Source organism: Pseudomonas sp. 1176_21, from assembly GCF_052850635.1.
In genome coordinates, this window is the sequence record NZ_VXCV01000002.1 from 369,981 (window position 1) to 383,835 (window position 13,855).

The 13,855-nt window shown below is 65.8% G+C and carries 10 protein-coding genes; 3 read left to right on the top strand and 7 right to left on the bottom strand.

Features of this window, described 5'->3' with window-relative positions:
* Positions 1 to 28 precede the first annotated feature (28 nt).
* The 3 genes from sutA to glnK form a co-directional block, all read right to left on the bottom strand.
* Complete coding sequence (sutA, locus tag FW760_RS06720; protein ID WP_043863351.1) at positions 29 to 352, bottom strand: transcriptional regulator SutA; 324 nt, start codon at positions 350 to 352, stop codon at positions 29 to 31.
* Between the two features lie 465 nt (positions 353 to 817).
* Positions 818 to 2,143, bottom strand: a complete 1,326-nt coding sequence (locus FW760_RS06725) for an ammonium transporter (RefSeq protein ID WP_043863350.1) — start codon at positions 2,141 to 2,143, stop codon at positions 818 to 820.
* 41 nt (positions 2,144 to 2,184) lie between these two features.
* Positions 2,185 to 2,523, bottom strand: a complete 339-nt coding sequence (gene glnK, locus FW760_RS06730) for a P-II family nitrogen regulator (RefSeq protein ID WP_002555808.1) — start codon at positions 2,521 to 2,523, stop codon at positions 2,185 to 2,187.
* Positions 2,524 to 2,864: 341 nt separating this feature from the next.
* On the opposite strand from glnK, the gene FW760_RS06735 reads away from it, so the two are divergent.
* From FW760_RS06735 to FW760_RS06745, 3 genes are all read left to right on the top strand, one after another.
* A complete protein-coding gene (locus FW760_RS06735; protein WP_043863349.1) occupies positions 2,865 to 3,128 on the top strand; it encodes an accessory factor UbiK family protein in 264 nt (87 codons plus the stop codon).
* 313 nt (positions 3,129 to 3,441) lie between these two features.
* The gene (locus tag FW760_RS06740; RefSeq protein WP_043863348.1) at positions 3,442 to 4,932 is read left to right on the top strand and encodes a YifB family Mg chelatase-like AAA ATPase; all 1,491 of its coding nucleotides are present in this window, start codon (positions 3,442 to 3,444) and stop codon (positions 4,930 to 4,932) included.
* Between the two features lie 100 nt (positions 4,933 to 5,032).
* Complete coding sequence (locus FW760_RS06745) at positions 5,033 to 6,817, top strand: monovalent cation:proton antiporter-2 (CPA2) family protein (protein ID WP_116052413.1); 1,785 nt, start codon at positions 5,033 to 5,035, stop codon at positions 6,815 to 6,817.
* A 3-nt stretch (positions 6,818 to 6,820) separates the two neighbouring features.
* On the opposite strand, the gene FW760_RS06750 is transcribed toward FW760_RS06745, so the two are convergent.
* From FW760_RS06750 to amaB, 4 genes are all read right to left on the bottom strand, one after another.
* Positions 6,821 to 8,635: a M48 family metalloprotease gene (locus FW760_RS06750; RefSeq protein ID WP_116052414.1), complete on the bottom strand. Its 1,815-nt coding sequence runs from the start codon at positions 8,633 to 8,635 to the stop codon at positions 6,821 to 6,823.
* Positions 8,636 to 8,640: 5 nt separating this feature from the next.
* Complete coding sequence (locus FW760_RS06755) at positions 8,641 to 10,641, bottom strand: DUF4034 domain-containing protein (protein WP_116052415.1); 2,001 nt, start codon at positions 10,639 to 10,641, stop codon at positions 8,641 to 8,643.
* Positions 10,642 to 10,886: 245 nt separating this feature from the next.
* The gene (amaA, locus tag FW760_RS06760; RefSeq protein WP_058541726.1) at positions 10,887 to 12,173 is read right to left on the bottom strand and encodes an L-pipecolate oxidase; all 1,287 of its coding nucleotides are present in this window, start codon (positions 12,171 to 12,173) and stop codon (positions 10,887 to 10,889) included.
* Between the two features lie 112 nt (positions 12,174 to 12,285).
* Positions 12,286 to 13,776 carry an L-piperidine-6-carboxylate dehydrogenase gene (gene amaB, locus FW760_RS06765; RefSeq protein WP_043863343.1) on the bottom strand — a complete coding sequence of 497 codons (1,491 nt, stop codon included), beginning with the start codon at positions 13,774 to 13,776 and terminating at the stop codon, positions 12,286 to 12,288.
* Between the last annotated feature and the right edge of the window lie 79 nt (positions 13,777 to 13,855).

The window sequence follows — 13,855 nt, forward strand, 5'->3', positions numbered from 1 at the left end:
GGCGGGCTCTTCTGTTCGACGGCACCCCTCAGATAGGACGGCTACCGTACTTGTTGTCTGGCTTCTTGGGCGGATCGGCGACCACGTTGGCCTCCACTTCCTGCACCTTGCCGCCACGCGACAGGAACTCTTCCATCGCCTTGGCGAGCGCGTCGCGCTCCTTCTGCTTGGCTTCCATGCTGGGCATTTCGTCGACCGAGACCGCAGCCTTGGACTTGCCCTTGGCTACCGGTGCGGGGCTGTCGTCACCGCTGTCATCGGCAACGTCGTCGGCAGCCGCTTCCAGGCCTTCATCGGTATCGTCTTCGTCGCCCACTTCGAGGTCGTCGTTTTCCAGATCATCGTCGCTCATGTTCTACCTCATGACTTGCGAAAAGCAGATAAGTTATAGACCAACAGCGCCAGGTGCGGCCACTGCCGGAAAAATCCAGGGCCACGGGTAGCCCGCGGCCAGCGGCGCCCGCCCTACCACCTGGCGAGCACCGTGCGGGCCCGTGCAGGGCCCGACAAAAAGAAAGAGCTGCCGGCATTGCTTCACCAGCTGACCCCGCCGTGAGCGGCCTGTTCAATGCCAAGCCTAGCAAAGGGTATCGAAGTGCGCGGACAGGTCATCCGCACCCTACGGCGCGCATTCTAGCGTGATGTGTGAAAAAGCAAAGTGCCTAAATATCCTTGTTCGCTGTAAGTTTTATGCTTGATGGCCATTACAGCGTCAAGCGCCTGCAAATGCCCCCGTGGAAACCGTTTGCGTGCCCTTGGATGGACAAAATCCAGGCAAAAAAATGCCCGGCAAGCCGGGCATGTTTTTTCGAGCATGTTACAGGTTGTAGCCACGCTCGTTGTGCTGCGCGAGGTCGAGGCCGACCGCTTCTTCCTCTTCGTTGACCCGCAGGCCCATCACCAGGTCCAGCACCTTCAGAATCACGTAGGTGACGATAGCGGTGTAGATCACCGTGAAGCCCACGCCCTTGGCCTGCACCCAGACCTGTGCGCCGATATCTTCGACGGTACCGAAGCCGCCCAGTGCAGGGGCCGCGAACACGCCGGTGAGAATCGCGCCGACGATGCCGCCGATGCCATGCACGCCGAAGGCGTCCAGGGAGTCGTCATAGCCCATCTTGCGCTTGAGGCTGGTGGCGCAGAAGAAGCACACCACACCCGATACCAGGCCGATCACCAGTGCGCCCATCGGGCCTACGGTGCCCGCAGCCGGGGTGATCGCCACCAGGCCTGCCACCACACCGGAGGCGATGCCCAGGGCGCTGGGTTTGCCGTGGGTGATCCACTCGGCGAACATCCAGCCCAGCGCAGCGGCGGCCGTGGCGATCTGGGTCACCAGCATGGCCATGCCGGCGGTGCCGTTGGCAGCGGCTGCGGAGCCGGCGTTGAAGCCGAACCAGCCGATCCACAGCATGGCCGCGCCCATCAGGGTGTAGCCCAGGTTGTGCGGGGCCATCGGGGTGGTCGGGAAACCCTTGCGCTTGCCCAGCACCAGGCACGCCACCAGGCCCGCGATACCCGCATTGATATGCACCACGGTGCCACCGGCAAAGTCCAGTACGCCCCAGTCCCACATCAGGCCGCCGGCACCGGACCAGACCATGTGCGCGATCGGTGCGTAGACCAGGGTGAACCACACGGCCATGAAGATCAGCATGGCCGAGAACTTCATGCGCTCGGCAAAGGCACCGACGATCAGGGCCGGAGTGATGATGGCGAAGGTCATCTGGAAGGTGATGAACACCGCCTCGGGGAACAACGAGGTCAGGCTTGCGGGGGTGACGCCGGCCAGGAAGGCCTTGGAGAACCCGCCGACGAAGGAATTGAAGTTGACCACGCCCTCTTCCATACCCGTGGTATCGAACGCCAGGCTGTAGCCGTAGACCATCCACAGAATGCTGATCAGGCCGGTGATGGCGAAACACTGCATCATCACCGAAAGCACGTTCTTGGAACGCACCATGCCGCCGTAGAACAACGCCAGGCCCGGGATGGTCATGAACAGCACCAGCGCGGTGGCGGTCAACATCCAGGCGGTGTCGCCGGAGTTGAGCACGGGGGCGGCTGCCTCCTCTGCCATGGCCATGCCAGGCATTACGAGGGACAAAAGGGCTCCTAGCCCTGCGAACTGACGCAGAGTCATATTGTTATCTCCTGGGGCGTTGGGGTTTGGGGCGGCGTTACTTAGATCGCGTCGGTATCGGTTTCACCGGTACGGATGCGGATGGCCTGTTCCAGATTGACCACGAAAATCTTGCCGTCACCGATCTTGCCGGTGTTGGCCGCCTTGGTGATCGCCTCGATGACCCGGTCCAGGTCCTTGTCGTCGATGGCGACATCGATCTTCACCTTGGGCAGGAAATCGACTACGTATTCAGCACCGCGATACAGCTCGGTGTGGCCTTTCTGCCGTCCGAAGCCTTTGACTTCCGTGACGGTAATGCCCTGCACGCCGATTTCGGACAGCGACTCGCGCACGTCGTCCAACTTGAATGGCTTGATGATGGCAGTGACTAGCTTCATGAAACTCTCTCCCGAATTGGTGGACTTGCCCCAGGAAAACAAACCCGTCTCAAGTCTAAGCGCAGTGCCTGGCTTTGTAACGCTTCGTCGGCCTCAATCCCAAGGCCCGACACCAGTGCATGAGTCACTTGGCTCTAAGCAGAAACCTTGCCATGTCTGCCAAAGCCACCAATTACAACGGCTTGCGTGCCTTGCTTGGAATTGGCCAGTCGCCAGCAGGGCAAACACGCACAAAAATGGTGCGCTACCGATCGGGGGAATGCGCGAAAAGCGTGCGGGGCGAGCGGGCGTGGGGTGCGTGTTACACTGGCCGCCTCTTTGCATTTACCGGACGGACCAACATGCTCGCGCCCAAAGCCTTTCTCGATGCCCTGAGCGACCAGGCCTCGCGCCTGTTCAGCGGTGACACCGCGCAGCCGCGCAGCGAACTGGAAAGCCAGTTCAAGGCGCTGCTGCAAAGTGGTTTCAGCAAGCTGGAACTGGTCAGCCGTGAGGAGTTCGACAGCCAGATGGTAGTGCTGGCCCGCACCCGCGCACGCCTGGAGGCGCTGGAGGCCAAGGTCGAAGAGATGGAAGCGCGGCTGAACCCGGCGGCTGCCGAGTAGAGCGCAGCGCAGCCTTCGTCGGCGGGGCCGGCGCCTGCAGGGTCATGCAGGGGCCTGCCTCACCTTCTCATACCGCACATCCCCCTCCTCCAACTGCGCCACCACCTCCCACCCCCAAGCGGCGATAGAAGCCATTGGCACGCACGCCGTCGCGGCCCGAAGGCTGCACCGGGGCGCCGTGATCTTGACCAGCGCTCCTGGCCCCGTCAACCGCTGCAAAACCTCGACTCACTCTCCCCCGCGCACCCTGCGCGCGCACCACTATCCTTGCCCCAGCCGCAGGACGCGGCATTGTCCCGATCATGGAGTGTGCATGTCCCTCGCCCTTGTCCACAGCCGCGCCCAGGTGGGCGTACTGGCCCCTGCGGTCACCATCGAAGCGCACCTGGCCAACGGCCTGCCCAACCTGACCCTGGTCGGCCTGCCCGAAGCCACGGTAAAGGAAAGCAAGGACCGTGTGCGCAGCGCCATCCTCAACTCCGGCCTGGAGTTCCCCGCGCGGCGCATCACCCTCAACCTCGCCCCCGCCGACCTGCCCAAGGATGGCGGACGCTTCGACCTGGCCATAGCCCTGGGCATCCTGGCCGCCAACGGGCAGATGCCGATCGCCTCGCTGCACGCAGTGGAATGCCTGGGCGAGCTGGCGCTGTCGGGGGCGGTGCGCTGCGTGCAGGGCGTGCTGCCTGCCGCCCTTGCCGCCCGCGAAGCCGGGCGCGCCCTGGTGGTGCCACGGGAGAATGCCGAGGAGGCCTGCCTGGCTTCGGGCCTGGTGGTGTACGCCGTAGACCACCTGCTGGAACTGGTCGCGCACCTCAACGGCCAGCAGCCCCTCGAACCCTACAAGGCCAACGGCCTGGTCCTACACAGCCAGCCCTACCCCGACCTCAACGAGGTGCAGGGCCAGCTTGCCGCCAAGCGTGCCCTGCTGGTCGCGGCGGCCGGGGCCCACAACCTGCTGTTCAGCGGGCCACCCGGCACCGGCAAGACTCTGCTCGCCAGCCGCCTGCCCGGCCTGCTGCCACCGCTGAACGAGCGCGAAGCGCTGGAGGTGGCGGCCATCCAGTCGGTCGCCAGCCCGCTGCCGCTCAACAGCTGGCCGCAGCGTCCGTTTCGCCACCCGCATCACTCGGCGTCGGGGGCCGCACTGGTCGGCGGTGGCAGCCGCCCGCAACCCGGCGAGATCACCCTGGCCCACCATGGCGTGCTGTTTCTGGATGAGTTGCCGGAGTTCGAGCGGCGCGTGCTGGAAGTGCTGCGCGAGCCCCTGGAATCGGGCGAAATCGTGATCGCCCGGGCCAAGGACAAGATCCGCTTCCCGGCCCGCTTCCAATTGGTGGCGGCGATGAACCCCTGCCCCTGCGGCTACCATGGCGACCCCACCGGTCGCTGCCGATGCAGCAGCGACCAGATCCAGCGCTACCGCAACAAGCTCTCCGGCCCGTTGCTTGATCGCATCGACCTGCACCTGACCGTCGCCCGTGAAGCCACGGCGCTCTCGCACTGCACCGACAACGGCCCCGCCAGTGCCCACATCGCAGGGCAGGTGGCTGCCGCACGCGAACGACAACAACAGCGCCAGGGCTGTGCCAACGCCTTTCTCGAGCTGCCCGGCCTGCGCCAGCACTGCGCGCTGTCCGCTGACGATCAGCAATGGCTGGAAACCGCGTGCGAACGACTAACCTTGTCGCTACGGGCCGCGCACCGCCTGCTCAAGGTGGCGCGTACGCTGGCCGATCTGGAACAGGCCGCACACATTGCGCGTGTGCACCTGGCCGAGGCCCTGCAGTACCGCCCCGGGCCTTAGGTGCCTTGACGCCCATCGGTTTGTGCAATGCCGGGCGCAGCCTCATCATGCGCCCTCACTGTTCAACGCTGCCGCCGTAGCAGCCCCCTGGAGCCGAGCGATGCCACACGAAGGCAGCCTTTTGCAAACAGCCGTCATCTTCCTGCTTGCCGCGGTCATTGCGGTGCCCCTGGCCAAGCGTTTGCAACTGGGCGCCGTGATCGGCTACCTGCTCGCAGGCGTCGCCATCGGCCCCCAGGTCCTGGGGCTGATCCGCGACACCGAAAGCGTCGCGCACATTTCCGAGCTGGGTGTGGTGCTGTTGCTGTTCATCATCGGCCTGGAGCTTTCGCCGCGCCGCCTGTGGCTGATGCGCAAATCGGTGTTCGGCGTGGGGCTGGCGCAGGTGCTGCTGACGGGCGCCGTGATCGGCGCCATTGCCCTGTTCGGCTTCGGCCAGCCGATGCCCGCCGCCGTGGTCGTCGGCCTGGGCCTGGCGTTATCGTCCACCGCCCTTGGCCTGCAGAGCCTGGCCGAAAGCAAGCAGCTCAACGCCCCCCATGGACGCCTGGCCTTCGCCGTGCTGCTGTTCCAGGATATCGCGGCCATTCCGCTGATCGCCCTGGTGCCCCTGTTGGCCGCCAGCGGCCCGGACACCAGCCACGGCGACAGCCTGGCACATGGCCTGAAGGTGTTCGCCAGCATCGCGGTGGTAATCGTCGGCGGCCGCTATCTGCTGCGCCCGGTGTTTCGCATCGTCGCCCGTACCGGGCTGCCGGAAGTCTCCACCGCCACCGCGCTGCTGGTGGTGATCGGTACCGCCTGGCTGATGGAAGAAGCCGGCATCTCCATGGCACTGGGCGCCTTCCTCGCCGGCCTGCTGCTGGCTGACTCCGAGTACCGCCATGAGCTCGAATCGCAGATCGAGCCCTTCAAGGGCCTGCTGCTCGGGCTGTTCTTCATCAGCGTGGGCATGGGGGCCAACCTGGGCATGCTGCTGCAGAGCCCGGGCCTGCTGTTGGGCCTGACCCTGTTGCTGGTGGCAGTCAAGTTGCCACTGTTGATGCTGGTCGGCCGCATCGGGGGGCTGAACGCGGGCAATGCGTTGCGCCTGGGGGTGGTACTGGCGGCAGGCGGCGAATTTGCCTTCGTGGTATTCAAGCTGGGCAAGGATCAGGGCCTGTTCGACACCTACACCTATGACCTGCTGCTAATGACCATCACCCTGTCGATGGCCGTCACGCCTCTGTTGCTGCTGGCCTGCACGCGCCTGCTCAAGCACCGCCAGGCACCCCGTGAAGTGCCCGAGCAGTACCGGCAGATCCAGACCGACGCGCCGCGCGTGGTAATCGTCGGCATGGGGCGCATGGGCCAGATCGTCTCGCGCATATTGCGTGCCCAGAAGATTCCCTTCGTTGCCCTGGACACCTCGGTGGACGCCATCGAGCTGACCCGCACCTTCGAGCAGGCACCGGTATTCTACGGCGACCCGCTGCGAGCAGAAGTGCTGCATGCCGCCAAGGTGGGCGAGGCCGAGTACTTCGTGATCACCACCGATGACCCCGAAGTAACGACTCACACGGCTGAACGGGTCAAGCGCCTGTACCCGCACCTCAAGGTGCTCGCCCGTGCGCGTAACCGCCAACATGTTCACAAGCTGACCGATGTGGGCGCGGTGCCGATCCGCGAGACGTTCTACTCAAGCCTGGAAATGACCCGTCGCGCCCTGGTGGGGCTGGGGCTTTCCGAAGCGCAGGCAGCAGACCGTATCCAGCGCTTCACCGAACATGACGAGCAGGTGCTGGAAACCCAGGGCCTGGTGCGCAATGACCGCGCCAAGGTCATGCAGAACGCCAAGGAAGCACGAGCGGAGTTGGCGCGGCTGTTCGAGTCGGATGCAGACTGAGCGCTACAGCAACGCGCTCAAGCGCAGCTGCGACGCCTGCGAGCAGAACACCAGCCGCGCATCCCCGGCCGACATCACCACGGGCACCAGGTCCAGGCGAATGCGCGGCAGCAGGCGGTTGAGCATCTGCTGGCAATCCCGGCGCAGGTAGCTGTCTTCGCCGGTCAGGCGACTGACCAGGCGGAAAGTCAGCGAGTCCCGCGCCAGTACCAGCAAAATGTAGCGCCGCGTGCCGGTCTCGCGCAGCAGCCACACGCCGGTCGCCAGTTTCAGCAGCGGCGTGAGCGTCTCGATCAGCTTGTTGCGCTCCACGGGCACCAGGTCGTGGGGCACCCACTCGCCGTCTTCACCGTCATCGTCGCTATCGGCACGCTGCAGGGCATCGGCCTCGCGCCGATAGTGCTCGGCCGCGCCGCGGTCATCGCTGCGCAGGGCCAGCACGCTGAGCTTGCGCAGGCTATACAGCTGCAACGGCCCGCGCTGCTCGGCCACCTGCCGCCACAGTGCTGCTGCGGCGTCCGGGTGCCCGGCCTGGGCATGACACTCGGCCAGCTGATAGCGCACCGCCGCGTCCGGCGCCTGCTGCAGTGCGTCTTCCAGCAAACGCTGCGCCTCATCGCCCGCCTCGCCAAGGGTGCGGTACAGCCAGGCCAGCCGGGCAATCTCGTGGCCCGACAGCGCACGGATACGCCGTTTGCGCTGCAGGTCGTGCTGCTCGGCCACCAATGCCTCGCGCTCGTCACGGGCGCGCTGGCAATGCCGGGCATTGTCATCGGCCTGCTGTTCGTCCAGGCGCTGCGCCAATGGCAGGTGCTGCTCGCCCAGCCAGGCCTGCGCCGCGCTGGGCTGGCTGCGCTGCCACACCAGTGCCGCATCGGGCTGATCGGGTGCCCCCCCCAGCGCCGCCAGGCGGTCGGCCAGCGCCGGGTGGGTATCGCTGTCGTCGGTCTCGTTGCACAGTGCGCCATGCAGCCAGCTGCGGGCCTCGGCAATGTCCTGCGGCAGGCTCGGCGCACCGCTGCGGGCCAGGTCGGTCAATGGCGTGGCGCTGCCGGCAAGAAACACCTTGGGCCAGAACGCCTGCTCCAGTGCCCGCCCCTGCAAGGCCAGGCCGACCAGCGCCTCGCGCATCGCCTCGACCCCGCCTACCCGCGCCGCCTCGGCGTCGGCCTGGTACTCGCAGCGCCGCGCAAAATCCATGCTCACGGCCAGAAAACGCGGCACGTACCAGCCCACGAACAGACGCAGCGGCGCGCTCGACAACGAGCGATGGCGCTCCAGCCGCTCGCTCGCCGCCTGCCATTGCAGCCGTGCGAAATACACGCGGCTGGCATAGCGGCCATGACGCTGGGCGATGTGCGCGCACTCATGCGCCAGGATCGCCGCACAGGCCCGTGGCGACAGCGTGTCGAGCAAGGGCAGGCCCAGCCACATCACGTTGCGCGTCCTGCGAAACAGTACGTGGTGCTGGCGGATACTGGCGTTGAAGTCGTCGTTCAGGTACACCGCATCCAGCGCAGGCGCGCCGAGTGCCAGGCGCAACCGCTCGATTTCCTCGAACAGCTGCGGCGCGTCCACTGCCTGCAGGGCGATGCCGTCCTCGCTGGAATCGGCACGCGTCGCAAAGGGCAGCTTGAGCATGCTGTAGCCGAACATGCCCGCTGGCAGGGTCACGAACCCGGCCAGCAGCCCCGCAGCACCGGGCAGCCACATGCACATCGCCAGCGGCAGCGCGCACAGGGCCAGCCCGCCCACCAGCAGAAAGCCGTTGCCCAGCAGCAGCCAGGCACGAAGTCGCAACCGTTGCAGTGCGGCCATGGGCGTTACTGCGCCGGCTTGGGCGGCAGGTCGTCGGCGCCGACCTTGCCACGCCCCAGGAACGCACCGAACACGCTGGTGACACTCTTGAGCAGGCTGTGGGAGTTGAGCACCTCGTACTGGACTTCTTGGATGCCTTCGTTGTCGGGCAACTGGGTCACGGCATGCTGCGCCCACTCGATGGCAGCGAAGCGGCTTTGCTGAACGCCCTGCCCGCGCAGGTAGGCCAGTGCGATCTCGGCACTGGTACGCGCCGAGACCCAGTCATCGTCACAGTCGACCAGCGAACGCAGGTACTTCACGCCGGTTTCCTGCTCTTCGGCAGTGCCGAAGTCGCGCAGCAGGATGCCGATGCGGATGCGCGCGCGCTGTTCTGCCCGCGACGATTGGCGGGCGCCTTCGAACAGGCGCAGCACCTCGTCGAGGTTGGCACGCACACGCATGTCCAGCTCGTCGTCGAAAAGCTTTTTCCAGGCCAGGTTGAACATGCTCTGCGGGCAGCCGTCCTGGGCACCGCGCTCCAGCCAGCGCAGGCTTTCGCCCTCGTCCACATAGCGTTGCGGGGCCTCTTCACGGGCACCGGTGTGTACCTCGTGCAGGAAATAGGCCGCGCCCGGCAGGCCACGCTCGCCCCATTGCACCGCCAGGAAGTAACCCTCGTCGTGGCGCCCACCGTCCCACAGGAATGACGGCAGGCTGACGATGTCCAGGCCCGAGTCCCCCAGGTCGTGTTCGCCCAGCACCCGCGCGCGGTCCAGCAAGGCCGGCACACACTGCGGGTCCTTGTCGAAACCCCACAGGCCGAACTGGTGACCGACAGCCTTGATCGCCACCGGCACGCCCAACTCGTTCATCGCGCACATGCGCTCGACCGCCACCTTGAAGGCACCGGTTTCGTCGGCCATGTTGGCCACCATGGTGAGGTAGACGAAGCTGTGGAACGGCCCCTCGACATGGCGGAAGTACTCGCCTTCGGGGAAGGCCTGCACGCTCGCGACCTGCATCGCCATCGCACGTGGCTGGTTGTCCAGCGAGTAGCTGCAGAACTGGCCGAAGTAACCCAGCGCATAACCGCGGTAGGCTGGCAGCAGGTCGCGCTGCAGCCAGGCCTCGAAGTGCTCGAGGTACTCGCGTGCAGCGTTGAATTCCTCCTTGGCGGGGTAATCCTCGTGGATGTCGTAGAACGCCAGCCAGCGGATCGCATTGCGCTGCGCCTCGCTCAGCGCGGCGCACAGCGGCCCGCTGGCAAAGCCTTCGATGTCTTCGTAGCTGCCGCCCCAGCGCGGCAACAGGTAGTTGGCATAGTTGAGCAGCGCTTCCAGGCAGTCCGGGCGCCACTCCATCACGCGGTGCAGCCAGTAATCCTGCCCCTGGTCCATCTCGTGCGCCTGGCGTTGCGGCAGGCCGGCCGGCAGCGCCGTGGGGGCCTGTTGCAAGGGCGTCAGGCCGTAGTGGGCCAGGTGTTCGACCGCCATCTCCAGCAGTTCGGGGTCCTGGTTGTCGCTGGCCATGCCCTTGGCAGGCTCGCCACCGAACAGCGCGTTCAGCCACGCCGGCTCGTGGAAGTGCGCGCACAGCTCCATCAGGGTGACGCCTGCAGCCACCGGCTGCGGCGAACGTTCGAGTGCCGCCAGCAGGTGCACCGCCGACAGTTCACAAGCCAGCGCCGCGCCCAGCCAGCAGTCGTCGGTCACGCTGTTGGCCCAGCCGTTGCCGCGGATATTGCCGGCGCGGCCATAGCAGTAGTTGCCCAGGAACAGGCGCGGATGGAAGGCATCCGGGCAGGCGGCGACCCAGGCCTGCAGAAAGCGTGCGATCTCCGGCGCCGGGGTCACACTGAAGTCGAACAGCGTGCCGGTGCGGGCGGTGTCCAGATAATGGTGGGTGCCAGGCTCGGCGCTGCTCCACTCGGCCTGCAGGGTATCGAAATAGCTGTTCAGCTCGGCGAAGGACTCGGTACGAACCAGGTCACGCAGGTGGAGGCGAATATGGGGAATGTTGTGCAAGTGGCACCCTTCAAGTCCGTTTTAGCGAGCGCGTTCAGCGCAAAGGCGCTCATGATGGCGGCGAAGGCTAAACGACACTACCGATTGGATCCAGTCCAATTGAAAAAATCGCGGGTGTTAATGATTCTCGACCGGGCGCGAGCGGTACGGGGCGTTGAAAATGCGGGCAGGTGGACGGCATGCGGGCAATGCCGGAGGCCATCGACCAGGGCATCCCGTTCGATGGCCGCGCACTGGAGCGGGGGTTACAGCAGCACGCGCAGGCACTGCCCGGCGTGGTACAGCGAAAAGCCGGTTTCGTAGAAGCCGGTGCGCAGCAACGGGGCCGATACCGGTTTCATCGGGGCGAACGGGATCGGCAGTGCATCCGGATCGTCCTGCAGCAGGTACTGTGCGAAGGCCTTGCCGATCACAGTACCGGTGGTGTTGCCACGGCCGTTGTAGCCGGTGACCGCAACGATGCCCGGGGCCGGTTCGAACAGGCGCATCAGGTGGTCCGGGGTGAAGTCGATACAGCCGGTCCAGTGCATTTCCCAGTCGACCTTGCCCAGTTGCGGGAAGTAGTGCCCCTGGATGCGGTCGGCCCAGCTGCGCACGAACCACGCCGGCTTGTTGTCGACCCGGCCCATGCTGCCCAGCAGCAGGCGGCCCTGGTCGTCGCGACGGATGCTGCTGAGCACCGTGCGCGTGTCCCACGAGCCCTGGCCGTGCTTGAGCACGTTGTCGGCCGCAGCGCCCTGCAGGGGCTTGGAAGCCACCTGGTAGTAGTAGCCGCGAAAGTACTGCTTCTGCAACGCGGTCCAGTCGCCCTCGGTGTAGGCACCGGTGGAGATCACCACTTTGTCGGCGCTGACCGCGCCCTGGGCAGTCTTCACCAGCCAGGCGCTGCCTTCGCGGGTGAGCCCGGTGACAGCGGACTGTTCGAACACCTGCCCACCCAGACGGCGTACCGCGGCGGCCAGGCCACGGGTGTAGCCCATGGGGTTGATGGTGCCGGCGCGGCGGTCGAGCAGCGCGGCGGAAATCTTGTCGGTACCGCAGTATTCCTGGCACTGCGCACCGGTCAGCAGTTCGACGTCGGCACCGCGTCGGCTCCATTGCTGGTGACGCGATTGCAGGTCGGCTACGCCGTTGGCGTTGTGCGCCATGTGCAGGGTGCCTTCGTTGCGTGCCTGGCAGTCGATGCCCAGGCGTTCGATCATGGCGAACACCTCGGCCGGGGCTTCACCCAGTACCTTGTTCAGGCGGCTGCCCTGTTGCTGGCCCAGGGTGGCCTCGACATCGTCGGGGCGGATCCAGGTGCCGGCATTGACCAGCCCGACGTTGCGCCCCGAGCCACCATGGCCGATGACACGGGCTTCGAGCAGCGCGACGGACTTGCCCTGCTCGAGCAGGTTGATGGCCGTGCACAGACCGGTGATACCCCCGCCGATCACGCACACATCGGCCTTGATCTGTGCCGTCAGTGCGGCGGCAGGCGCCGCAGGCGGAGTGACGAACTCCCACAGACATTCTTGACGCAGGTCGGTCATGGCCGCCTCCGTTGGTTGGCCTTGGAACGGGAAGCACCCTTCACCGGCAAGGCCGGCCCCTACACGGTTGCGGTAGGAGCCGGCCTTGCCGGCGAAGGGGCCGACGCGGTTATCAGTCGAACACGATGCCCTGCGCCAGCGGCAGCTCGCGCGAGTAGTTCACGGTGTTGGTCTGACGACGCATGTAGGCCTTCCACGAATCGGAACCCGACTCACGGCCACCGCCGGTCTCTTTCTCGCCACCGAACGCGCCACCGATCTCGGCACCGCTGGTGCCGATGTTGACGTTGGCGATGCCGCAGTCGCTGCCCGCCGCGCTCTGGAAGCGCTCGGCCTCACGCAGGTCGGTGGTGAAGATGCACGAGCTCAGGCCCTGTGGCACTTCGTTGTTCAGGCGCAGCGCTTCGTCGAACTCGTCATAGGCCAGCACGTAGAGAATCGGCGCGAAAGTTTCATGGCGCACCACCTCGCTCTGACCAGGCATCTCGACGATCGCCGGGCTCACGTAGTAGGCATCCGGGTACTGCTGCTGCAACTGGCGCTCGCCGCCGAACACGCTGCCGCCTTCATCACGGGCACGGGCCAGGGAGTCCTGCATGGCGGTGAACGAACCCTTGTCGATCAGCGGGCCGACCAGGTTGTCCTGGCGCGGGTCGCCGATACGTACCTTGGCGTAGGCGGCTTTGACGCGGGCCACCACTTCGTCCTTGATGGAGCGGTGCACGATCAGGCGACGCAGGGTGGTGCAGCGCTGCCCGGCGGTACCCACGGCGCTGAACAGAATGCCGCGCACGGCCAGGTCCAGGTCGGCGCTCGGGGCCAGAATCATTGCGTTGTTGCCACCCAGCTCGAGGATGCTGCGACCGAAGCGTGCCGCCACGCGTGGGCCGACTTCGCGCCCCATGCGGGTGCTGCCGGTGGCGCTTACCAGCGGTACGCGCGGGTCGTCGACCAGTGCCTGGCCGGCGTCGCGGTCGCCGATGATCAGCTGCGCCAGGCCTTGCGGCGCTTCGCCAAAGGCTTTCAGGGCTTTTTCGAACAGCGCCTGGCAGGCCAGTGCGGTCAGCGGGGTCTTTTCCGATGGCTTCCAGATCACGGCGTTGCCGCATACCAGCGCCAGAGTGGTGTTCCACGCCCACACGGCCACCGGGAAGTTGAAGGCGCTGATCACGCCAACCACGCCCAGCGGGTGCCAGGTTTCACGCATGTGGTGGCCCGGGCGCTCGGAGGCGATGGTCAGCCCGTACAGCTGGCGCGACAGGCCGACGGCGAAGTCGCAGATGTCGATCATTTCCTGCACTTCGCCCAGGCCTTCCTGGGTGATCTTGCCGGCTTCGATGGATACCAGTTCGCCCAGCTGCGCCTTGTGCTCACGCAGCACTTCACCAAACAGGCGGATCAGCTCACCGCGACGCGGCGCCGGCACGTTGCGCCAGGCCAGGAAGGCCTGTTCGGCCTGTTCGATCTTGCCCAGTACCTGAGCCTTGGACTCCAGGTGCACCGAGGCAATCGCGCTGCCGTCGATCGGGGTGTGAACGGGATGGTTGCCATGGGTGTAGGCAGAGGCCGGTACACCCAGGCGGTCGAGCAATCCATCAACCATTATTCTTCTCCTGCAAGGCGGTGAGTGGTTGTAATTGGTGATGGGATCAGTATTAATCCGATCACTCTGGCGCTACAAA